At 42.9% G+C, this 23,219-nt stretch carries 24 protein-coding genes and 1 tRNA gene; 2 read left to right on the top strand and 23 right to left on the bottom strand.

All coding sequences use genetic code 11. The features are described from left to right. Nucleotides 1-31: 31 nt before the first annotated feature. The 3 genes from hpt to AC1TO4_RS17325 all read right to left on the bottom strand — a co-directional run bounded on the left by hpt (nucleotide 32) and on the right by AC1TO4_RS17325 (nucleotide 4,523). A complete protein-coding gene (gene hpt, locus AC1TO4_RS17315) occupies nucleotides 32-574 on the bottom strand; it encodes a hypoxanthine phosphoribosyltransferase (protein WP_482103201.1) in 543 nt (180 codons plus the stop codon). A 29-nt stretch (nucleotides 575-603) separates the two neighbouring features. After that, on the bottom strand, nucleotides 604-2,007 hold the full coding sequence (tilS, locus tag AC1TO4_RS17320) for a tRNA lysidine(34) synthetase TilS (protein WP_482106316.1): 1,404 nt from the start codon (nucleotides 2,005-2,007) through the stop codon (nucleotides 604-606). Nucleotides 2,008-2,108: 101 nt separating this feature from the next. Continuing rightward, nucleotides 2,109-4,523: a SpoIIE family protein phosphatase gene (locus AC1TO4_RS17325; RefSeq protein WP_482106317.1), complete on the bottom strand. Its 2,415-nt coding sequence runs from the start codon at nucleotides 4,521-4,523 to the stop codon at nucleotides 2,109-2,111. 216 nt (nucleotides 4,524-4,739) lie between these two features. Here AC1TO4_RS17325 and AC1TO4_RS17330 point away from each other — a divergent pair. Beyond that, a tRNA-Met gene (locus tag AC1TO4_RS17330) sits at nucleotides 4,740-4,813 on the top strand. Between the two features lie 382 nt (nucleotides 4,814-5,195). Here the strand turns inward: AC1TO4_RS17330 and AC1TO4_RS17335 are convergent. The 7 genes from AC1TO4_RS17335 to AC1TO4_RS17365 form a co-directional block, all read right to left on the bottom strand. Continuing rightward, nucleotides 5,196-5,621: a S1 domain-containing RNA-binding protein gene (locus AC1TO4_RS17335; RefSeq protein ID WP_179393599.1), complete on the bottom strand. Its 426-nt coding sequence runs from the start codon at nucleotides 5,619-5,621 to the stop codon at nucleotides 5,196-5,198. 128 nt (nucleotides 5,622-5,749) lie between these two features. Then, on the bottom strand, nucleotides 5,750-6,169 hold the full coding sequence (locus AC1TO4_RS17340; RefSeq protein WP_482103204.1) for an FtsB family cell division protein: 420 nt from the start codon (nucleotides 6,167-6,169) through the stop codon (nucleotides 5,750-5,752). Between the two features lie 54 nt (nucleotides 6,170-6,223). Continuing rightward, a complete protein-coding gene (gene yabQ, locus AC1TO4_RS17345; protein WP_482103205.1) occupies nucleotides 6,224-6,691 on the bottom strand; it encodes a spore cortex biosynthesis protein YabQ in 468 nt (155 codons plus the stop codon). After that, complete coding sequence (gene yabP, locus AC1TO4_RS17350; RefSeq protein ID WP_149582686.1) at nucleotides 6,688-6,984, bottom strand: sporulation protein YabP; 297 nt, start codon at nucleotides 6,982-6,984, stop codon at nucleotides 6,688-6,690. Before yabP ends, yabQ begins: the two co-directional genes overlap by 4 nt. A gap of 88 nt (nucleotides 6,985-7,072) precedes the next feature. Continuing rightward, nucleotides 7,073-7,363: an RNA-binding S4 domain-containing protein gene (locus tag AC1TO4_RS17355; RefSeq protein WP_482106318.1), complete on the bottom strand. Its 291-nt coding sequence runs from the start codon at nucleotides 7,361-7,363 to the stop codon at nucleotides 7,073-7,075. Further along, nucleotides 7,350-8,819: a bifunctional methyltransferase/pyrophosphohydrolase YabN gene (gene yabN, locus AC1TO4_RS17360; protein ID WP_482106319.1), complete on the bottom strand. Its 1,470-nt coding sequence runs from the start codon at nucleotides 8,817-8,819 to the stop codon at nucleotides 7,350-7,352. Before yabN ends, AC1TO4_RS17355 begins: the two co-directional genes overlap by 14 nt. A gap of 1 nt (nucleotide 8,820) precedes the next feature. Next, nucleotides 8,821-10,413 carry a putative polysaccharide biosynthesis protein gene (locus AC1TO4_RS17365; protein ID WP_482106320.1) on the bottom strand — a complete coding sequence of 531 codons (1,593 nt, stop codon included), beginning with the start codon at nucleotides 10,411-10,413 and terminating at the stop codon, nucleotides 8,821-8,823. A gap of 220 nt (nucleotides 10,414-10,633) precedes the next feature. Here AC1TO4_RS17365 and AC1TO4_RS17370 point away from each other — a divergent pair, with 220 nt between their 5' ends. Beyond that, nucleotides 10,634-10,804 carry a Spo0E family sporulation regulatory protein-aspartic acid phosphatase gene (locus AC1TO4_RS17370; protein WP_482106321.1) on the top strand — a complete coding sequence of 57 codons (171 nt, stop codon included), beginning with the start codon at nucleotides 10,634-10,636 and terminating at the stop codon, nucleotides 10,802-10,804. A gap of 210 nt (nucleotides 10,805-11,014) precedes the next feature. On the opposite strand, the gene spoVT is transcribed toward AC1TO4_RS17370, so the two are convergent. The 13 genes from spoVT to veg form a co-directional block, all read right to left on the bottom strand. Next, nucleotides 11,015-11,551, bottom strand: coding sequence for a stage V sporulation protein T (spoVT, locus tag AC1TO4_RS17375; protein ID WP_482103214.1), 537 nt, complete (start codon nucleotides 11,549-11,551; stop codon nucleotides 11,015-11,017). A gap of 89 nt (nucleotides 11,552-11,640) precedes the next feature. Continuing rightward, nucleotides 11,641-15,171, bottom strand: coding sequence for a transcription-repair coupling factor (gene mfd, locus AC1TO4_RS17380; protein ID WP_482106322.1), 3,531 nt, complete (start codon nucleotides 15,169-15,171; stop codon nucleotides 11,641-11,643). Between the two features lie 145 nt (nucleotides 15,172-15,316). Beyond that, on the bottom strand, nucleotides 15,317-15,547 hold the full coding sequence (locus tag AC1TO4_RS17385) for an anti-sigma-F factor Fin (RefSeq protein WP_482103216.1): 231 nt from the start codon (nucleotides 15,545-15,547) through the stop codon (nucleotides 15,317-15,319). A gap of 54 nt (nucleotides 15,548-15,601) precedes the next feature. Beyond that, nucleotides 15,602-16,165 carry an aminoacyl-tRNA hydrolase gene (gene pth / locus AC1TO4_RS17390; RefSeq protein WP_482106323.1) on the bottom strand — a complete coding sequence of 188 codons (564 nt, stop codon included), beginning with the start codon at nucleotides 16,163-16,165 and terminating at the stop codon, nucleotides 15,602-15,604. A gap of 75 nt (nucleotides 16,166-16,240) precedes the next feature. After that, nucleotides 16,241-16,873, bottom strand: coding sequence for a 50S ribosomal protein L25/general stress protein Ctc (locus tag AC1TO4_RS17395; protein WP_482103218.1), 633 nt, complete (start codon nucleotides 16,871-16,873; stop codon nucleotides 16,241-16,243). Nucleotides 16,874-16,953: 80 nt separating this feature from the next. After that, a complete protein-coding gene (locus tag AC1TO4_RS17400) occupies nucleotides 16,954-17,913 on the bottom strand; it encodes a ribose-phosphate diphosphokinase (RefSeq protein ID WP_482106324.1) in 960 nt (319 codons plus the stop codon). A gap of 14 nt (nucleotides 17,914-17,927) precedes the next feature. After that, nucleotides 17,928-19,298, bottom strand: a complete 1,371-nt coding sequence (glmU, locus tag AC1TO4_RS17405) for a bifunctional UDP-N-acetylglucosamine diphosphorylase/glucosamine-1-phosphate N-acetyltransferase GlmU (protein WP_482106325.1) — start codon at nucleotides 19,296-19,298, stop codon at nucleotides 17,928-17,930. A gap of 234 nt (nucleotides 19,299-19,532) precedes the next feature. Further along, the gene (gene spoVG / locus AC1TO4_RS17410; RefSeq protein WP_482103221.1) at nucleotides 19,533-19,817 is read right to left on the bottom strand and encodes a septation regulator SpoVG; all 285 of its coding nucleotides are present in this window, start codon (nucleotides 19,815-19,817) and stop codon (nucleotides 19,533-19,535) included. Between the two features lie 359 nt (nucleotides 19,818-20,176). Further along, nucleotides 20,177-20,554: a RidA family protein gene (locus AC1TO4_RS17415; protein WP_482103222.1), complete on the bottom strand. Its 378-nt coding sequence runs from the start codon at nucleotides 20,552-20,554 to the stop codon at nucleotides 20,177-20,179. A gap of 1 nt (nucleotide 20,555) precedes the next feature. Beyond that, nucleotides 20,556-21,383, bottom strand: a complete 828-nt coding sequence (purR, locus tag AC1TO4_RS17420) for a pur operon repressor (RefSeq protein WP_482103223.1) — start codon at nucleotides 21,381-21,383, stop codon at nucleotides 20,556-20,558. Nucleotides 21,384-21,438: 55 nt separating this feature from the next. Further along, on the bottom strand, nucleotides 21,439-22,305 hold the full coding sequence (gene ispE, locus AC1TO4_RS17425; protein WP_482103224.1) for a 4-(cytidine 5'-diphospho)-2-C-methyl-D-erythritol kinase: 867 nt from the start codon (nucleotides 22,303-22,305) through the stop codon (nucleotides 21,439-21,441). A gap of 196 nt (nucleotides 22,306-22,501) precedes the next feature. Next, nucleotides 22,502-22,687 (bottom strand): small, acid-soluble spore protein, alpha/beta type, encoded by a 186-nt coding sequence (locus AC1TO4_RS17430; protein ID WP_482103225.1) that lies wholly within the window; start codon nucleotides 22,685-22,687, stop codon nucleotides 22,502-22,504. 133 nt (nucleotides 22,688-22,820) lie between these two features. Further along, nucleotides 22,821-23,087 (bottom strand): biofilm formation stimulator Veg, encoded by a 267-nt coding sequence (veg, locus tag AC1TO4_RS17435; protein ID WP_482103226.1) that lies wholly within the window; start codon nucleotides 23,085-23,087, stop codon nucleotides 22,821-22,823. Nucleotides 23,088-23,219 lie beyond the last annotated feature (132 nt).

Here is a 23,219-nt window from a genome sequence, read left to right on the forward strand (position 1 = left end):
CAAACTCATTTAAGAAATACTTACCACTCTCTTAAAATGAGTAAATTTCCTTTTTCAGCACACCAATGTAAGGTAAGTTTCTGTATTTCTCCATATAATCAAGTCCATACCCGACTACAAACGCATCCGGTACGATGAAACCAACGTAATCCGCTTTTAAATCTACTTTCCGGCCAGTCGGTTTATCAAGAAGTGTGACAATTTTAATAGAATTTGCTTTGCGGTATTTCATCAATTCTACGAGGTAGCTTAACGTCTTCCCACTGTCGATAATGTCTTCAATGATAAGTACATCGCGCCCTTCGACACTTGTATTCAAATCCTTAACAATTTTAACTTCACCGGACGAAACTGTTGCATTGCCGTAACTGGAGACATCCATAAAATCGAGTTCAATATAAGCATCAATACGCTTAATAAGATCACTCATGAAAGGCAAGCCGCCTTTTAGAACGCCAATTGCAAGAACGAACTTATCTTGGTACTCTTCAGTAAGTACTTCACCAAGCTCACGGATTTTCCCTTGGATTTCATCTTCTGTAATCAGTATTTCCTCGATATCTTTTGCCAACATCGGAATTCCCCCTCTTTCATACATATCAATTATAACTTCCTTGTACTAACTATGTATTTACTACGATCTGTTTGTTTTCTCGAAAATGCCACTCCATATCTTAAGCCCGGAACCGCACACACTTCACCTTGTGCTGTAATGAGTACCGGCAATTGGTTGCGCGAAGTCATAGCAACCTTCGAATCGATAAACAACCTGGATAAGCGTTTCGGATGTGACATTCCGGGTAACAAAATACGATCCCCATCTTCTCTGTTCCTAATTCCCAGAGGCAATGCAGAATGAGGCAGATCAAAATACATGATATCATCTGCATCCGTGAATAATTGTGCTGCGGGATTATCCACATCAGTCCAATAAAGCTGTACGTCATTTCCCCAACTGATCCAACTATCTTTCGGCAATCGTTTTTGCCCAGAGATTTCCTCGTTTGCTGTGTCTCGAACGAACGTCAACACCCCATACTCCCGAATGAATCGGTAACCGCGCGGAAGGTCAATGGAGACATTCCCATTCTGTGAAGCCAGATGATGCAGTAGTTGGTTAATGAGCGCGAAATTATATTTTACGGGCACAAATTCCCCATTGTAAACATACTTCAATAGTAGTGTAATCATCCGTCTTTGTAAAGCTTGATGCATGTTAGAGAAAGCATTTCCATCAACGCTAGGCAAGCCCGCTTCTGTGAATTTAATAATTCCATCCAAACGGTCTTTCGCCATTATTTCAAGCAACTCTTCATCTTGCTGAAGCCAACCTGACATTCTCACTGCATTTTCCGCAACTGCCGGGTTTTCATCTTGAAGGAAGGGGATGATTCGGTGACGGAAACGGTTACGCTGGTAGGCGTCACTTTCATTACTCGGGTCTTCACGGAACTGTAAGTTGTTTTCAGCAGCGTATGAATAGAGATCCACTTTCATGACAGGAAGGAATGGTCGAATAAGTTGACCCCCATCAACTGCACGTTTAACGGGGATACCTGAAGGCATACTGCCTTTTGTCACTTGCATCAATACCGTTTCCAACTGGTCTTCTGCATGGTGCGCTGTTGCCAAGACAGGATAACCATGTTTTTGCATGATATCTGCAAAAAAAGCATATCTTCCATCACGGCAGACAGCTTGCACATTCCCGCCGTCTCTCTCTATAATTTCAGGCACCGGAACACTTCCACCAAAAAACGGTACTCCGTATGATTCACATAATTCTTTCACAAAGGTACCGTCTGCCTCCGATTCTTCTCCACGCAATTTATGATCTACGTGAATTGCGGCGATTTCAATACCCATTCGTTCCTGATTGGAGACCATGAAGTGTAGTAGCGCCACTGAATCGACCCCCCCTGAACAAGCGACAAGAATACGGTCATTCGGGGAAATTAGCAACCAATCCTTGACGAAACGAAAAATTTTCTGTCCCAATGTATCCATTTCCCGACTTCCTCCTATAGTGACTTACTCTTAATCAAATTTTATCATAAAACTTCTAAAGGGGCTTCAATTTAGGGTCCCCTCACTCCCTTAAAGATTCTTCAAATCGCCTTTTCCCGGGAAATAATTTGCGAGTACGGTGTAAAACTTGACCACTTCGGCAATACATGATCGATTTTCATAACTAACACTGTACGGTCGTCACCCATTACACCAAACTTCCGCTCCATCTCATGCATAACTCGATCGGCGATTTTGTCGCATTCGTAACCTCCGTATTTTTCAAGGCTGTTATACAGCGACTCCTCTTGTTTTTCAATTGGAATATCACCGTTAAAAATGCCGTCCGTTAACATTAGTATAATATCACCCGACTTTAACTCTTCATTCTTCGCCTCAATAGAAAAGGATGGGAGAAAACCAACGGGCACAGATTTGCTGTCCAACCTTAAAAAGTCCTCCCCCCGTTTAATATACGTACTCATCGACCCGGCTTTCCAAGACCAAATACGACCGTCCTGTAAATCAATAAGAGCAAGATCTAGTGTTGCATACATATCATCAAGTCCGTTCAGGGACATCATATAGTGAAGCGTATGCATGGCCGTTTCAGGATCCATTTTCCTATCAAGACACTCCCGCATCAGACGGATTACTTTTCGACTCTCATGATAGGCATTCAAATCCTGTCCCATCCCATCCGACAACAGGACTGCAGTTAGTCCTTCATGTATCGGGAACACTTCATAGGCATCTCCTGCTCGGAATGTTTCACCACCCGCCGTCGCGACAACGCCATAGTCCAGTGAAAAGCGAACTGCAGAGCCGAACGTCAGTTGAATATGCGGAAATGGTTCTTGCAGTACGAGAGATTTTGCGACCCGGAAAGGCTCGTCATACATTTCTTCTAGAACAGGTAGGATTAACCTTTCTGCCACCGTAGTATCTGTTTCGAAGTCGGATCTTTTCTCCGGGATACAACAGATGATGCGACGTGCTCCCCTTTCTCCTGACAACATATCAATCTGAAAGAATTCGATGTCTTTTTCTAGCAGACGTTTTGCTAACTCTTCTTCAGCTGGTTTATAAACAGATAAATCCTCTTTAACTTCATTCATTATTTTATCGAGATGAGTACTCATATCCCGTAACTGGAGAGCCAGCATTTTCCGTCCGTGTTGAAGTTGCCCTGTCAATAAACTTGAAGCTGCTGTTTCTTCAAGTTCTGCCACAAGTCCGTTAAAACGAATACACTTGTATTTTATTTTTTCTTCCACGCGGTGCCGCTTCGCTTTTTTCGTCATGGAATAGGTCATTTCCCATTCATTAATCAGTCCTCCCATATCATTGTCTCCACTATCCCAACACTTTGAGTACCTAAAACAAGACTGACAGATTTTCGGTATGACTTGTTGAGGCACCATATTCGAATTACTCTGCGGAGAAAACCGGTCGCTAACGAGTGCCGACATGAATTCGGAGAACTGTTGGAAGTCAGATAACTGTTCATCTAGTCTTTCCGCTAGCCATTTCTGTCGCTTTTCAGTCACATCCGTGTTTTCCGGATGAAATACACGCCGAATTGTCTCAAGTTTTTTTGTTGGGAAAAACAAAAAAAGAACAGTAGCTACGCCGATTGTCACAAAATGAGATCTATCAAGAGGCAACGTCAGATCATACATAAGGAAGAATAGTGATACCGCAATCCCCCCCACTGCAATACCCATTTTTTTAAAGCGTCGTAATGCACCTGCAAAAAAGCCCGTCATCCCATAGACCGCCATCATTCCGGTAAACGATAATTCTGCTATCCCAACGATTGCAGCGATTATCATCGCGACTGTTGTTGAAAATGGAAGTCCCCCCACTAGTGCTGCTAGTAAGATTGCAAGATGGATAAGTGTTCCTGAAACCGATACAGATCCCAACATAATCCCACTCATACCAGTTGTAGCCATCGCTCCGATAAGGCAAGCCGCCCCAAGCCGCTCAGGTGTCCACTTTCCAAAAAAGATTCGATCAGCAGGCGGGAAAGCAACAAAAAGGAAAAACGTCATAAATAAAGCAAGAACTGCTTCAAAACCTATATATAGTTGAACATTGACTGGGGGTTGTCCGGCATGCATAACAAACTGCCATATCACCTGTACGATGATGATGCATCCGGCTACCGTGAAAGGTACCGATTTTCGTAACAATGGATACTTAATGACTGCGTTGAACAAAGCAAGCATCAGTAGATGAATGACAGCTTGTCCAAGACCTAGAAAAGCACTCCCTAGCATTCCACCGATAAATACCCATATCAGATGCTTCCTAAAGCGCGCCCGTGCCAATGCCCAAACCGGCAAGAAAAAAGGAACAGCCGCGTCGAACAAAACAGCTTGTGCCAAGAAAAAGGATCCAAATAAGAATAGGCTTGCAACTAAAATATGCATTTTTCGTTTCCCAATCATTTCGAGATACATGCCAATCGGATGGCCCACAGGACGCATTACGCTATCGATTAGTTTCATTTCCCATTCCCCCTATGTCTACTATGCCTTGAGTATACATAGGCGTTTGCCAGGAAATTGTCTGTTCATGACAAGAAGAAAATAAAATGTTTCGACTCATTCCGAACTGTTTTTTCTTTTTTCCTTCGAAGTAGGTTGACACTGGCGCGGTTCGATTGTATTATAAATATTGTTGTTCTTATGAGCAGAAACAAGTTCTTTTGCAAATAAGGTTAAGGCGGCGTAGCTCAGCTGGCTAGAGCGTACGGTTCATACCCGTGAGGTCGGGGGTTCGATCCCCTCTGCCGCCATAAATGAGTTACAAAAGATGGTCGTTTATATGCGAAAATCATCATACGATTAAAAAAACAGTCTAAGTTCGCTATATCGTGTCACACTGCAAATGATTTAAACTTGCTAGACGATAGGTTGTAAAAGAGCAGTCCCAGTGTCGTTTGCTAACGACGCTGGGACTGCTCTTATATTTTTAGGTCAAACAAGAAGAGGAGCTATTATTGACGAGCCATGACAATTTGTCAGACTACCGCAATTATCCTAGGTAGAATTATGACAGTCTCTTAGACACTACATTTTAAAATCCAAAAAAAAACGGCGGTCAAGAGTAATAACCCTTGGCCACCGTTTTTCTTTATACTATCGTACATTTTTTCATGAATTGAAACAGCTAGCAAGTTACCCTCTGCTTGCGCCACGGCCACCGCGTTTCGACTCTGTCGCTCTCTTAAGTGTTGAGAGGCGCTCCTCGCTATCTTTCATGAACTTTGCCATCTTTTGTTCAAAGTTCTCCGGACGATCAGGAGCAGGTCGACCACCTTGACGCGGACGTTGCGGACGCTGAGGACGTTCTGGACGCTGCTCAGATTCAGGCTTCGCTTTTCTAATCGACAACCCGATTTTACCATCTGCACCGACATTCATCACTTTTACTTCAACCATGTCACCGACTTTAAAATGATCATTGATGTCCTTGACATAATTGTCCGCTACTTCACTTATATGGACCAGGCCTGTAGAGCCATTCGGTAGCTCGACAAATGCCCCGAAGTTTGTGATCCCTGTTACTTTACCCTCTAGCTTGCTGCCTACTTCAATTGACATAAAAAAAATGCTCCTCCTTAAAATTTAAGCGGGCCCCACGCTGGAAGCCTTGCAACCATATTAATCAGTCCTGCAAATGCAAGAACCGTACTTCCATTATAGCCAATAAAAAAAGAGTGTCAATAAGACTACTCTTTTCCTTCATCTTTTTTTTCCTTTTTTTTCTCATTTTCCGGTATTGCGAAAATAATCTCATTCTTTTCGGACAAGAAGTATTCTTTGCGCGCAAGCTTAGCAATATAGTCATCATCATTCAATTTCACTAGTTGTCTTTTCAGCATGTCCTGCTCTTCATTTACCTCTTCAAGCTGCGTCAGCATTTCTTCTTTTTGTAGTTCTTTCTCTGCCAAAGCTTTCTTCTGAGTGAAAAACATATTCGTTAGACCGCCAAGGATAATTGCTGAAATGATAGCAAAAACCGCTAGTCTCCTGTATAGACGAACTTTTCGCGCATTCTTCCTATCTACTTTCTTTTTTAGGGAGCGGACATATTCAGTTTGAATCGATGCAATCCTTTCGGACGATTTCTTCGGCTGCTTTTGTTGCATGTCCCACACTTCCTCTCTTCACACCTTACAAGTTGTTAGTCCATAAATTATACATCATTTCACTCTCACTTTAAAGAGTTTTCCAGAAATGAAGTGGTATAGTTTAACAATTGGTGTGAAAAGTATTACAAAGACTTTTATAATGAAACGGATGATTTGTCGAATAACCGTAATAATCAGACGCGCAAGAAACCAAAGCGGCTTTATTAGTAATGCCAGTATTAATCTACCAAGAAACCGGAATGGCTTATAGAAGATACTTGCATAAAGAAGCAGTCCGCTTATCTGAGCAAAGGGGTCATACATCCGCCATGCTCCATCCCTGACAAGATAAAGAATATAAAACGTTCCGCATCCGACAAGTATCCATCCAAACACTTCAATCCAGGCCGCGCGCTTTCGAATAATTGATTTCTTGCCGGCGTGTGTGGTGCCTGTTCCAATCATGTCCATGAATGCCCCGGCGACAATGCCCGTCCCAATCATAGCGAGCAGGCTAAGAAATTGAACGGATAAACTCATCCAAACAATTTATGGAGGAAACCTTTTGAGCCTGATTCTTCTTCATCATATTGAATCGTGCTGACCGTTCCCTCCAATGTAAGAAGTCCTTTATCGACATCTAGGTGGACGATGCGCAGTTCCTCTCCGCGGATTTGTAACAATCCTTGAGATGTACGAACGAGAAATTCTTCCTGATCGAAGCGGTCAATTGATTTTACCGATGTGAGATCCATCCGCTTTCTGTTGCGCATCGTAACGACATGGTCTCCTGATGGAATTGCGTACGTAGGACTATCAGTTTGAAATTGCATTATATGCTTCCCCCTTTGCTTGTACGTTCATTGCCATCTTATGCCGGACCATAAAAAAACATGACAGGAATATTCCCTGTCATGCCGTTCAATCTTCGTCATCCATGAATTCAGGTTCCACTTTTTCAAGTTTCTCCTCTTTCAAAATCGTGTACATTGAAGCTGCATCATCTTTTTTAGTCGTATCTTTCAGCAAATTGATTTTAACCGTTACTACTTTCTGACCAAAACGGATTGCCAGTTCGTCGCTTTCTTTCACGACGGACGATGCCTTCGCAACCTTTTCATTAATCGTTATACGACCTTGATCAGCTACTTGCTTCGCGAGCGTCCTTCTCTTGATAAGGCGGGATACTTTTAAAAACTTATCGAGTCTCATGATTATCTTCCCCTCCTTTTGCTAATTGCCAAAATGCTTCGAGTTCGTCAAGTGTATAGTCCGCAAATTCACCACGTCCATCTTTCACACCTTTTTCGACGAATGAAAACCGTCTATTGAACTTTTGATTCGCGTGAACCATCGCTTCTTCAGGAGACAATTTGAGGAAGCGCGAAATGTTGACGATCGTAAACAGGACATCACCCAGTTCATCCATTTGACTGTATTTTGTTCCGCTCTCCAATTCTTTACGGAATTCCATCCATTCCTCTTCAAACTTTTCAAAAGCGCCATCAATTGTTGGCCAATCAAACCCGACCCTTGCCGCTTCTTTCTGGTAATTTAAAGACGTCAGTAGTGAAGATGAAGGTCGGCTCTGCCCTGCCAAAAGAGATGCCGACTGCGGTTTTTCTTGTTGCTTAATTTCCTGCCAATTTTGCAGGACCTCTTCAGAATCCTTCACACTCTTATCACCAAAAACATGCGGGTGTCGACGGATCATTTTTGAACCGACCGCTTGAAGTATATCCTCCATCGCAAAGTAACCGTCATCTTCCCCAACTTGAGCATGAAGGAACACTTGAAGTAATACATCACCAAGTTCTTCAATGATTGCTTCGTCATCTTCGTTATCGATTGCTTCAAGCAGTTCATGTGCTTCTTCGATTAAGTACCGTTTCAATGATGCATGCGTCTGTTGACGGTCCCATGGGCAACCATCAGGAGCGCGCAGTGCAGCAATGATTTCTCTAAACGTCGTCCAGTCTTTCAACCGCGCTTCCCGTTCGAAGACAGGCGGTACATATATGGTCGTTAAATTATCAATTTCAGTCACTCGGTCCAGTTCAAATAGAGGGACTGTGCTAATTTTCTCGCCTGTCGAACCGGCCGCCGTCACAATCGTCACCGGGTGATCATAAGCGTATTTCTCCATCAACGATAATTTCACTTCAGACGCCACGAATGCATCGTACACTTGTCCAATCAGCACATGCTGCGTCATATGGACATCATCGCGTTTCATATCCGTACCATCAATCAATTGAAATCCTTCAATTGGATCAATGCGCAGCGCTGCGAAAATCGGGTCAAGAAAACTGTTGCCGCCCGCAATTTCAAGCTGAACGATACCTTCGCGCTCTTTCTCGACTAATAGCTGAACTGTTCGTTCGGCCACGAGCGGATGTCCCGGAACAACATAGGTAACTGGCTGTTCCTCACACATTGCAAGCAGCTGATCTACGATTTCATCATATACTTGCTCGAACGAGTCGTGTTTTTCATAAATTTCATCGAAGCTTGTCAGAACAAGCCCTTCTGCCCTTAATTCTGCGACAGCAGGATGCTGATCCGTACGCGCTACGATGCGGTTTGCTTCTTTTAACTTTCGGTATGTCCCGAGCGCCAATTGATCAAGGTCACCCGCACCGAGACCAATAATTGTTAACCGATGCATGTTATTCACCTTTTCTTTTATTAAGTCGTAATTGCAATGTAGAAAAACGCTTGCCAAATGGCAGCAGAAACCATTCCTTCTCTGCCATTATACGTGATTTCATAACAACGAAAAGGAAAACACTTGCACCTGCAGCGACAGAAGTTAGCGCGATAATTGTCGCACCTATCCTACTTGGAAACTTGTCGAATATAAATCCGTCTGCAATAAGCATCCATGGCAGGACAACTGCAATCATAAGGACAGTCGCCGCTATCACCCATCCGTAAAAACGGATTTGTGCAAGGCGGATCGGCCAAACCTTTTTGAAATAAAGTAAGAGCCCAAACGTAATCGCCGCGAAACCAATATTTCCTGCAATTGCCGCGCCAATGACATTCCATCCGGGGACAAGCAGTTGATTTGCAAAAACTTTTATAACCAGTCCACCAATAAGTAGAAGCGTCGGTACTTTCACTTTCCCTGCACCTTGTAGCATCGCCGTTAGCGGTAAAATAAGAGATAGCCAAAAAATTTGAAACGAAAAAATCACGAGTGCTGCGGTACCATCACGTGTTTCAAACAGCATTTCATTCACATAGGGTAAAACTAGCGCAAGCCCCGCGGCGGCGGCCCATCCGAATAGGAATGCTGTTCGGAACGTTAATCGGATAAATGGCAATGCCCCTTGTCCCGCTTTTTTTGCCGAATGATGAGCGATTAGTGGAACAATCGCAAGCGCTAATGTCGAAGCGATTAGAATCCCCATTTGCACAAGCGGTTGTCCCCGGTCGTAGACACCTTTCATTACCATCGCCGTATCTTCTGCAAGACCATTAGACATGAGAATATTATAGATCGTAAATGAATCGACCAGTTGAAACATCAGGAGAATGAGTGAACTTGCGCTGACCCCCAAACTGACAACCGTTAATTCTTTTACCACTCGCCATGTATCGACTCTTTCCAGCGGGCCTTTGAATGAATTACGAAAATAGAGTGCGAGAATTACAACGCCCGCACTTTCTCCGATAACTGCACCCCACATCGCCACTTCACCCGCTGTATACAGCGATGCACCTGTCCGCATCGCAATCCATGTCCCAATGAGGATAACCGTTACACGGAAAGCCTGCTCACCAACACCAGAAACGGCAACTGGCACCATCTGTCCCTCCGATTGAAATGACCCCTTCAACACCGCTAACGCCGGCATAAGCAGAACGATATACGCGCCTGCCCGCAGAAGTGGAGCAAGTGCGGGATCTCCCATGGAGTGCGCGAAAAATGGTGCGAAAACAGTTAATAGAACAAAAAAGGTTATTGATAATAAAAGTAGATATGTAAATGCCACACGCATCAACGCTTTTGCTTCACCGCGGCTTGTACTTCCCGCAAGCAGCTTCGATACAGCTACCGCAAAGCCATAAGACGTCCAAACGATAAAAATACCGATAAAAGGATATACTTGTTGATAAATATAGAACCCTTTGTCGCCGACAAGATTTTGGAACGGAATTCGGTAGACCGCACCAAGTAATTTCACAATAATCGCAGAAATCGTCAGAATCGACGCGCCTTTCATGAACGTTTTCATATCCCATTGTTGCGCCATTTTCGTGCCTCTTTCTGTCGTTCATAATAGATACATTATATCATGAATGAATAATGTAAAGATTTTCAATAAATATTCCTAATGTCCAAATTTATTTTTCAGAATAGGTTTAATCGTTCAACGATATGGGAAAGAAATAGGTATGAAGATATGAAGATATTACTTAAAATTGTATTTTAAAATAGGAAATGATGATATGAGTAAATCGGAGGGGCTAAAAATGATAAAAACAATTCCTAAAAAACGGATTCTATTGGTTCTAATAAAATTGAAAAGGGAAATTATGTATATGAAAGCAAAAGACTTTGGTTTGAGTCATCCAATTGTCGTCGAACACAGTCAAGAGCTGGATATATTACTGAATAGATATCAAGGAATCCGACATATATAACGACCAAAGAAACTGATGTTTTTTATCAATTAATTCATCAAGGAGCTACAAACCGCCATGGTTTGTAGCTTCTTTTTGTAAATAACTAAAAAAACAGCAGATAGAAGATATTCTTTCGTTAACTTTCAACTCCGCCATGTCCTTATTGCCCACCACGGAAATATAAACAGCCCACTAAAACCGATTTAATCCGGTTTTGGTGGGCTGTTTTTACGGTTCCATCTGTTTTGCTAAAAAATGAGCAGCTGTTTCCGCTGCTTTCAGTTCGGTTTCTCCTATAAAATGCACCTTCGACAGTAAATAGACAGCTCCGATTGTATCCCCAGCAGCTACAATTGGTGCGATACAATAAGATTTAACTTGTTCGACTTGTCCCGGAACCCATTCGATGGCTTTTTCAAGTTTTTCCGTGACGACTTTACGACCATTCATGATTTCGTCGATATCAGGGGACAATTGGCGATTCAAATAATCTTTTTTAGATAACCCGGAGACGGCAATCATTTCATCACGGTCACTAATCAGTGCTGGAGTTCCAAGTGTTTCGTAAAGGGTTTCCGCATACTCTTTTGCAAATTGCCCGAGTTCCGATATCGGTGAATATTTCTTTAAAATCACTTCACCATCACGGTCGGTAAAAATCTCAAGTGGATCCCCTTCACGTATCCTCAATGTTCTGCGGATCTCTTTAGGGATAACTACCCTTCCAAGATCATCAATTCTGCGAACGATTCCTGTTGCCTTCATGTATGATGCCTCACTTTCTACAAATTGAACAAAGACTTCATTTCATTTGTAGTATGCATCAACAATGGACAAAATATGCAACATGTCCTTTAGAAGGAATCAGCAACAATCGTTTCCTTTTTAGATGACTCAAGTATCCTCATCATCGCTTCCAGAACGTCGAATCCAGTCTGTTTTCCCGTATGACGCTCATCTACCGTCATGATGAGTTGTCCATTTTCCATCGTAAATCCAACAGCGCGCCCAAAAGGCATAGAATCGGATACAAGTTTTGCGCCGTCTGCCTTCGCGGTTCCTTCCGATGAAATACGAACTTCAATAAGGGATTGTTGCTTTTTAATTGATTCGACACCTGCAATACGGCCCCAGGCTTTTAAACGGCCTACACGAAGCAATAAGTCAGCTTCCAGTGGTATATCGCCAAACCGGTCTGTCATTTCGTCGACAAGTTCAATATAGTCAGCTTCACTTTCGATTGCTTTTACCATTTTATACATTTGAATTTTCTGGAATCCATCGCGCACATAATCGTCAGGAATATATGCATTTAGCGGCAATGCTATTTCCAAATCAGGAATATCCGCTTTTATAATACCTGTCTGCTTCTCCTCGACAGCTTCTTGAAGCAATTGAGAGTAAAGATCGAACCCGACCGAGTCGATGAACCCGTGTTGTTGGGAACCTAGCAGATTGCCTGCACCGCGAATGGATAAATCGCGCATAGCGATTTTGAAGCCAGATCCGAGTTCTGTAAACTCCTTAATCGCTTGTAAACGATTTTCCGCAACCTCTGTAAGCACCTTGTCACGCTGATAAAGGAAATAACCGTAAGCTACACGATTTGACCGCCCCACCCGTCCCCGGAGTTGATAAAGTTGAGACAAGCCCATACGGTCTGCATCCTGGACGATAAGTGTGTTGACATTTGGAATATCGATACCTGTTTCAATGATTGTAGTTGTCACTAGGACATCGTATTCCCCTTCAAGGAAACTTAATATTACCGACTCAAGTGCAGACTCCCCCATCTGTCCATTGGCGAAACCTACTCTTGCTTCTGGCACTAACTGTTTTATTTCATCCACTTTCCGTTCCATGTCTTCGACTCGATTGTACAAGTAGAATACTTGACCACCGCGGCTCATTTCCCTTTCAATTGCCTCACGAACGAGTGCAAAGTTTTGTTCCATGACATAGGTCTGGACTGGGAAACGGTTTGCAGGAGGTGTTTCAATGACCGACAAGTCACGAACACCGAGCATCGACATATGGAGTGTCCGCGGAATTGGCGTTGCCGTTAGTGTCAGGACATCGACGTGCGTTTTCAACTGTTTTAGTTTTTCTTTGTGCGTTACACCAAAGCGCTGTTCTTCGTCGACAACCAGTAATCCAAGATCATGGTAGACGATATCTTTGGATAAAAGACGATGCGTACCTACAACCACATCAACTGTACCGGCCTTCAATTTTTTTAATGTCTCTGTTTGTTCTTTTTTTGTTCTGAAACGATTTAAAAGGGAAACTTCAACTGGGAAACCAGAAAAGCGCTCTTTCATTGTCTCGTAATGCTGTTGTGCCAGAATCGTAGTGGGAACGAGAAATGCGACTTGTTTGCCGTCGGATACAGCTTTGAATGCCGCACGGATTGCAACTTCCGTTTTACCATATCCTACATCTCCGCATAGCAGACGATCCATAGGCCGTTCTCTTTCCATGTCTAGCTTCACTTCCGCGATAGATCTGAGTTGGTCATCCGTTTCGTCATACGGGAATGCATTTTCAAAAGCCATTTGCATATCGTCGTCCTCCGCAAAAGCATGTCCCTTTTCAGATTCCCGTTTTGCATAGAGCTTTATCAAGTCGTCAGCGATATCTTGAACAGCAGCCGTAACTTTACTTTTTGTTTTCTTCCAGTCCGCTCCGCCCAATTTATGGAGCTTCGGTTCTTTTTCGCCGGAGGCTACATACTTCTGAATCAGATCAATTTGGTCTGCCGGAACAAACAGCTTATCTTCCCCACGGTATCGGATGTCGAGGTAATCTTTATGAATTCCACTTACTTCAAGCGTTACAACACCATAGTATTTTCCAATGCCGTGATGCACATGAACGATGTGGTCGCCCGGTTTGATCTCCGAGTAACTTTTGATGCGTTCGGCATTTGTCAATTTATGTGGTCGTGCTTTTCGTTTAGATTTCCCTTTGAATAATTCAGAATCCGTCACAACTGCAACTCGTTGGAATGGAAGCTCGAACCCCGCAGACAAATCACCGTCTATAACCTGCACTCCACCTGATTTCGATATTTTTCCCGAAAAGGAAGACGACACATCATAATCTTGAAGAATCGATTGGACTTTTCGCATCCGTTCTTCCCCGTCTGCAACAATGAATACATTAAACTCTCCTTGATGCCAACGTTCTATTTCACTTTTCAATAAATTCATTTGACCATGAAACTGTTGCATGGGTTTACAAGAAAATGTAACAGTCCTCTTCACGACGATTCCCGGCACGGTACGGATGAATAAAGAGAAATACATTTTCCTTTGTTTTAGCAACGCATTCATTTCCTCAAATGAAATTGACAATGTTGCATCATGAACAATTTTCCCTTCTTCAAGAAGAGCAACCATCCATTCCTTTTCTTCTGTTTCAAGTGACCCTACAACTTCAAGAATACGTCCAATCTCGTCGAACAGAACGATTCCATTACTCGGGAAATAACTCTCGAGCGAGGTAGTGGAACCCGAAAATGATGCATATTTCAACATGTTTTCAGGCATTGACCCTTCTCTCATCAATTGAATATCATTTGTTATATTAATCATTAAGCGCTCTTTTGCTTCTGCATCTTTCATCTTCTTCAAGCTAACCCCAAGTGCTTTTTCAAGTTCATCGGCGATTGCTGTAAGATCTTCTTTCATCCAGACAAATTCAGAGGCTGGGAGGATTGACACAGCTTCCAACTTCCCAGTTGAACGTTGGTCTTCTGCTGAAAATGTACGGATCGAGTCTATGTCCGTATCGAATAATTCTATTCGAACTGGCTCTTCCATAGTTAACGGGTAGAGATCGAGTATCCCCCCCCGTAACGCAAATTCACCTGGCGCGGTAACCATTGGCTGTCTTGTATACCCCATTGACACAAGTCTAACAAGCCATTCAGAGATATTAAGTTCTTCCCCTAATTTCGCTGATAAGGAGCTAGCCAACCATCGTTCTTTCTCTGGCAATCGTTTTTTCATGCCTGCAATGGGGGCGATGTAAATTCCTTTTCCGACACGAGCCATATGATCGATTGTATCGATGCGCTGTGCCCTTAGCTCGTAACTGGAAACAGAAAAATCCGCAGCAATTAGCTCCTCTGCGGGATAAAGGTGTACGAGTGAATCCCCCAACACCTTTACAAGGTCTTCGTATGTACGTTGCGCTTGCAACAAGTTGGGGGAAACGATTAGAACGGGCTCATCCATTGCTTGATGGAGCACCTTGAAAAGGATCGACTTCGCTCCGCCTGAGAAACCAGCGATAAGCTGGCGGTCATTTCCCGCCTCCAACTCTTTCACTAGTTCGTTAATCTCTTTCTCTTGTGAAATTAAATTCATCAGCGTTTCCAATACTACACACCCTTTCTATAATTATAGTAAACGCTCAAAATGGAGGCCAAAACGAGTTTGGCCGCCAAAAGTTAGTAGATAATTCCCCTTTATAAATAGGAAAACAGAAAAAGCTTTGGACGCATTCCGCGCCAAAGCGTACATCTTATTGAAGCCATTTCTTGAGTGTATAGTAATCCGGGAAACTCCGAAGCGATTGCTCACACTGTTCGCATATGCATCGCACCATTAATGCCCCGTCCTCTTCATACGTCAGAAAATGCTCAACTTCCCCGTCGTCCAACTTCTGCAGAAGAAGAATAGTCTCCTTCGCGGATTCAAACGGAAGTGTGCCAATTTCGGTCTCACAATGTCTGCAAGTATAACGGATCGCCATTCTAATCCCCCGCCCTTTTATCAAAGTATAGGCGAGAAAGGGCTTTGTTATTCCTTACATACCATTAAAGTTGTTCATCACATCGTTAAATGGTTTGTTCAGCCAGGCTTCACAAGCAGATGCACTTTTTTGCACCATATCTTCAATCAATGGTTTTTCATCCTTACCAAACGGCGATAGTACGTAATCAGGTACCTTCATGCCGCCAACCGGACGACCGACACCAATACGGATTCTGTTGAACTGATCTGTTCCGAGATGTGCAATGAGTGACTTCATGCCATTGTGACCACCCGCACTGCCTTTTTGACGCAACCGGATGGTTCCAGGCGGAATATCCAGATCATCGTACAAAACTGTGATATCTTTCACATCGACTTGAAAGTAATCCATTAACGGCCGAACACATTCCCCGGATAGATTCATATACGTAAGCGGCTTCACGAGCATCACTTTGCCTTCTGGACGATGTATGACCGTGTACATCCCACCGAACTTGGACTGCATCACAGGCGCCGTCAGACGTCTAAAAAGCTCATCTATGACATGGAAGCCTACATTATGGCGCGTTTTTTCATATTGTTTACCCGGATTCCCGAGTCCTATTATCATTTTCATCGATTTTATCTTCCTTTAACAATAGATGATTAGACAGAAAATAAGCGCACGGGTTTCCGTACGCTTGTTTTCATATTACTTCTCTTCTTTTTTCTCGCCGATTACTTCGGGTTCAGCCGTTTCAGAAGCTTCACTTTCAAGCTCTTCCATTTCTGCTTCCGTACGTGGAGAAGAAATTAGAACTAGTCCATGATCATCTTCATTTAGAATTTCATATTTCGATTTCGCACGAATATCTGCGACTGTAATTGATTCACCAATTTGAAGTTCTGAAATGTCGATATCGAATGTTTCAGGAATATCTGAAGGTTTCACTTTGATTTTCACTTCGCGGTTTGGCTGTTGAAGTACGCCGCCCGCTTTCAAGCCCGCAGATTCTCCTACAAGATGGACAAGTACTTCCACTTCTAGTTCTTCTGTCATATTGATAGCAAGGAAGTCTGCATGTCGGATTTCACCTTTTAGTGCGCCAGACTGATATTCACTTAGAACAACGTTGATGTCCTTACCGTCAACATTAAGTTTAATTACACCGTTACGGCCCACTTCACTCAATGTTTTCAAGAGGTCACGTTCTTTTACTGAAATCGGTGTAGCTTCAGTTTTATAACCATAGACAACTGAAGGAACATAGCCTTCTTTTCTTAATTCTGTTAGTGCTGACTTTTTAGCTGGTACTCTCGCTTCTGATTGTATACTTGTACTCATTTTATTTAATCACCCTTCTGATTGAAAAAATTGTGCTAATTGATAAATACCCAGTGGCAAGCGACATGAAACATTTCGAATTAATCAAATAAGGTGCTGACGGACTTCTCCTCAAATACACGGACAATTGCTTCCGCAAGAAGTGAGGCGATAGATAGTTGTTTTATCTTCGGAGACTGCTTCGTTTCCGGAAGCTCGATTGAATTCGTAATGACCAATTCTTTGATTTGAGAGTTGTCAATTCGTTCAATTGCGGGACCCGACAACACGGGGTGTGTACAACAAGCATACACTTCTTTTGCTCCACTTTCGATTAATGCGCTCGCCGCAATCGTAATTGTCCCTGCTGTATCGATGATATCGTCAATCAGGATGGCTGTTTTCCCTTCAACATTCCCAACGATATTCATCACTTCAGCTACATTCGGACGAGGACGGCGTTTGTCGATGATTGCAATAGGAGCTTTCATCCGGTCCGCCATTTTACGCGCACGCGTTACACCGCCATGATCCGGTGATACTATAACTAATTCGTCACTGTTGAATCCTTTTCCTTTAAAATATTCAGTAAGAATTGGTTCTGCAACAAGGTGATCAATTGGAATATCGAAGAAACCTTGGATTTGGGGCGCATGAAGATCGATTGCAATGACGCGATGCGCACCAGCTGTTTCAAGTAAGTTTGCAACAAGCTTCGCCGTGATTGGTTCACGTGAACGTGCTTTTCGATCCTGACGTGCATAACCATAATAAGGCATGACGACATTGATTGTGCGAGCAGATGCACGTTTCAATGCGTCAATCATAATAAGAAGTTCCATCAAGTTTTCATTGACAGGGAACGATGTTGACTGGATGACGAACACATCACAGCCACGGATACTTTCTTCGATATTGATTTGGACTTCTCCGTCACTAAATTGCTTAACGGAACATTTCCCTAGTGGTCGTCCGATTACTTCCGCAACTTGCTCCGCAAGTCTTTGGTTCGAATTCAAAGAGAATATCTTTAGTTTATCGTTTGGATAGTGATTAGCCATCATGTTCCCCCTGTTTACTTATGATTTAGTTTGTTAGTATATCCTTCTTTATTCTCCTGGCGCGCGCGCGCAATTGCAAGTGAACTTTCTGGGACATTTTTAGTGATTGTCGACCCAGCGGCTACATATGCACCTTTACCAATTGTTACTGGTGCGATTAAATTGGAATTACATCCGATAAATGCGTCATCTTCGATTGTTGTTTGGTATTTGTTTTTCCCGTCATAATTAACGGTAATTGAACCACAGCCCACATTCACATGCGCTCCGACTTTAGCATCCCCGATATAGCTTAAATGAGATACTTTACTTCCTTCACCCAGTGATGATTTTTTCACTTCTACAAAGTTACCAATTTTTACATTATCACCTAGATTAGAATCAGGACGGATATGCGCAAAAGGCCCCACATTTGTAGTTGAACCGACTATACTGGATCGTACCACTGACGAATGGATGGTAGTCTCATCCCCAATTACACTATCTATAATCTGGCTATTCGGTCCAATTATACATTTCCTGCCGATAACAGTGTTCCCTTCAATCATGGTACCCGGTTGAAGTACTGTATCTCGACCAATCTCAGCAGCCGCACTTATATACGTATTGTCTGGGCTGATGATGGTTACTCCATTACGCATATGCTTTTCAGCAATGCGTTGGCGCATTACTTGTTCAGCTTTAGCCAGAACCACACGATCATTGACGCCGAGCGTTTCACTAAAGTCATCCGTCACATAAGCCGAAACAAGTTCACTCTCAGATTGTAAAATTCCGACAACATCAGGCAGATAGTATTCGCCTTGCGTATTGTCGTTTTTCACTTTTCTCAATGTCTCAAAGAGCGTACGGTTATCAAAACAGTACGTACCTGTATTGATTTCCATTACCTTTTGCTCTTCTATCGTTGCATCTTTTTGTTCGACGTTCCGTAGAACCTGTCCACCTGCGCCTCGGATTATACGTCCGTAGCCAGTTGGGTTATCTGCATAAGCCGTTAAGATGGTTGCTTTAGCGCCTGTTTCATTGTGATGGGCAATTAGTGCTTCCATTGTTTCAGAACGGATTAGGGGCGTATCTCCACACACGACAATCGTCGTGCCATCCAGATGACCGATTAACTTCTCCGCCTGCTGAACAGCGTGTGCTGTGCCCAACTGCTCATCCTGCAATGCATATTCACTTTTATCTCCAAGTGTCTCTTCGACCATTTCCGCGCCATGCCCAACAATAGTGACAATGCGACCGGTTCCAAGACCCCGAATATGATCAATTACGTGTTCCACCATTGGTTTTCCGCAGACTGGGTGGAGTACTTTATATAAATCTGACTTCATCCGTGTACCTTGTCCTGCTGCAAGGACGACGGCATATGTATTTGTCATTTGAATGCCTCCAAAAATGTGTGAGGAAGGCCGATCCCTCTCTTAATGTTTTCTTTATAAACTATAGCTGAAAACAGGGTTTTTTTCAACCTCTCTACTCTTGACAAGCTCATCGTTATTATTTTTCTATGCTCAGTCCCCTTTTAAAACTAAAAACAAGAAAAAACTGCCGCATTAAAAAAGGGCAGTCAATTTCACTATATAGGTGTTCTGCATATTATTGAAGAGGGCACGTCATGCGCCGGCTCCCTCGAATACTGGCTCTTCAGCAGACAGATGGTACGCCGCAAGTACGGCATCTTGGATTTTTGTGCGAGCATTCGTATTAATCGGGTGTGCTACATCGCGGAATTCCCCATCAGGTGTCCGTTTGCTTGGCATAGCTACGAACAATCCTTCATTTCCATCGATAACCCGAATATCATGTACGACAAATTCATCGTCAATCGTAATCGATGCAATCGCCCTCATCCTTCCATCAGTCTCCACCTTTCTTAACCTAACATCTGTTACTTCCATTCCCTACCACTCCTTTTGTCTTTAAAGCACATGAGGACTATATTCCACAAAAGTAAGCAATTTCCTTCTTTACAAACATAATTTTTTAAAAATTTGAAAGACAAGGAATAGAATGCCTGCTTTGAATTCCTTTTTACTGTTGACAAAATGTACATAATCCGGTTATCCAGACTATTGAAAGGGACCACTATTATAGAATCGGACTAGGATTCTCACAGAGGAACCCTTGCAAAAATTCCGCATAGGAAAGGCGACATTTCGTTAAAACCAAACGAAATGTCGCCTAATTAAATTTAGATTTACTTGCAGGGTTTGAAATGTTCGTTTTTAGCGGCTTCGGTTAATCGGGGCCGCTTCCGTCATTCTGCTAAAAGCGCAATGACTTCAATTTCAATTTTTACGTCTTTCGGCAATCTTGCAACCTCAACAGTTGAACGTGCCGGGGTATGCGTACCGAAGTGCTGTGCGTAAATGTCGTTGACAGCAACAAATTCATTCATGTCTTTGATGAAAACAGTCGCTTTGATCACTTTATCCAAAGATGAACCTGCTTCTTTCAATACTTCTTTCAAGTTAGCGAACACTTGGTGCGTCTGGTCTTCGATTGTTTCCGCAACGAGTAGACCTTCCGGTGTTAAAGGGATTTGTCCAGAAGTGTAAACCATTCCGTTTACTGTGACTGCTTGTGCATAAGGGCCAATTGCCTTTGGCGCTTTTTCTGTTGCTACATAATTCATATCATTTTCCACCTTCCGCAAAATAGTTTCCTTCTTCTAACTCAATTGTTCGACGCTTCTCATTTACAGCTTGAAGTTTAACTAGGGAGAGATAATTATCGACCAACACTTCTTCTGCATGATCAGACTCTACTAAAACAGCGATGCCTGCCAGCTCACAGCCGAACTCTTCTAGCAGACTCTTCATCCCTAGTATCGTACCTCCCGCCTTCATGAAGTCATCTGTGATAAGGACCTTTAGACCGCTTTGCATACTTCTTTTCGATAAAACCATCGTTTGAATGCGCCTGTTTGAACCCGATACATAATTAATACTCACAGTAGACCCTTCGGTTACTTTGCTGTCTCGGCGAACAATAACAACTGGAACATTCAAGTGACGGGCAATTGCGTGGGCAATCGGAATCCCTTTCGTCGCCACCGTCATAATAACATCTATCTCTGTGTCAGCAAACGCTGAAGCAAATACCTTACCTACCCGGTCCATAATCCGTGGATTGCCAAGAAGATCTGTCATGAATAAATAACCACCAGGTAGCAATCGATCAGAATGTCCAATTTCACCCATTAGCGTCGATATCACTTCACGAACAGCCGAATCCGACATTTTCGGAATGAATTTCACTCCTCCTGCCGCCCCAGACACCGTTATAAGTTTACCCGTTCCTTTTTCTTCAAACGTTTCTTTTACAATCGTCAAATCCTCACTAATCGAGGATTTTGCCGCTTGGTAACGTTCAGAAAAGAAGGTTAATGGAATTAGTTCATGTGGATATTCCAAGAGGTGGCGAGTCATATCTACAAGTCGCTCGCTTCTTTTCCACTTCATGGTACCATCTCCTAAACCCGAATATTTTAATGTACATTACCACAATTGTACGTGTTCAATCAAGAAATGTATGTCCACCGACCATTCTTACTGCATAGACTTCCGGACAAAATCCTTTTAACCCATTGTAAATGCGTGGCACTCTCGATTCATGTTTAACAAGGCCAAAAACGGTCGGGCCACTGCCACTCATCAATACCGCATCTGCACCGAACTTTTTCATCTGATCTTTCAACACGACGACTTGAGGATGAAGATTCATCGTAACGGTTTCGAGTACATTCCCAACTGATTTGCACATTTTGTCGTAGTCACCTGTTTTTAATGCGTCCACCATACCAGCTGTGTTGATATGTTCAATTGTAGTCAAGTCCAGATTTCCGTATATATCACCTGTTGATACTGAAATTGCTGGTTTGGCTAGAATGACCCAACATTTCGGTGGAGCGGGCAGAACTTCAATTATTTCGCCTCGCCCTGTAGCAAGTGCCGTTCCTCCGTGAACACAGAAAGAAACATCCGAACCAATTCGAGCCCCTAGCGAAGCAAGCTCTTCAACGCTTAATTTCAAGTTCCATAACCTATTCAAACCACGCAGTGTAGCCGCCGCATCTGAACTTCCGCCTGCAAGCCCAGCAGCTACAGGAATGCTCTTTTCAAGAGTAATCTCAACGCCTCTGGTAATGCCAAATTCGTTTTGTAAGAGTTCTGCGGCCTGATACGCAAAGTTTTTACGATCATTCGGTACGTACCGTTCAGATGCTTTAATTGTAATTTCACCGTTATTCATTGGACGGAGCCAGACCCTGTCTGCTAAATCGACCGTAGTCATTATCATTTCGACTTCATGAAAACCATCTGGCCGTTTATGTAATACATCAAGTGTTAAGTTGATTTTTGCAGGTGCTTTTTCATAAAGCATCCGGCTTCCCCCCATTCCAGCTTGTCTTTGTTCCCTATTTTACCATAGGGTGAAATAATTGCGCTGTGAAATGATAACAATTGGGTAATTCATTTCTCCTTGACGGAAAAAGCGACAAAAAAAGTTGGCCCGGTTGTCTTGACGACCCCGGTTCCAACTCTTCTTTTGTCAGCCTATTAGTGGGATAAAGGGTAATTCATAGCTGCTGTTTCTGTTGTGCTACTCCTCTTTCGGCCATTTCAATCGCTCGTTTCACCATATTACCTGCGTCACGTGATTTGATGCCACCCCAACCTTCCCGCTCAACAACATCGTAAAATCCAAGCTCTTTGGCAATTTCTACCTTTAAGCTCTCAGACATAATACCACGTTTTTTCGCCATTCGGTTTTCCTCCTTTTGGCTGACAAATTTAGTATGGACTAAATCAAATAAAAAACACCTCCACAGGGCATTCATTTCTGAATGGCTGTATAGGTGTTTCTTTACAAAATGTATTAAATCATAAATGCTGTAATCATTTGACTATGAATGCTGTAGGATCTGCACCCTCGAGAATTGTTATTTCAACCGCTTCGGTCAAAATGTCTGCATAGCTGTAAGATACTCTTTCAAACGCATTTTCATCCTGGTCAAGCTCAACTACGAATACTGCACGATATGTTTCTCGCAGGACTCCAGCTCTCTCAATCGTCTTCTTCCGACCGCCGTTTGCTTTCAAATGCAAACGTTTACCCAGATGTGAATCCAATGACTTCTTAATGTCCGCTAATGTTTTTGGCACGTCGCTTACACCTCACTAAGTATAAGCATAACACTTTAAAAAGGTTCTGTCAATTAAAAACTCCATTTTAACAATCGCTGAAGTACTTTGTCAATCATTTTATTATGAAAAAGCTTATTTTATTGTGAAAAA

The sequence above is a fragment of the Sporosarcina sp. Y838 genome (assembly GCF_056786515.1).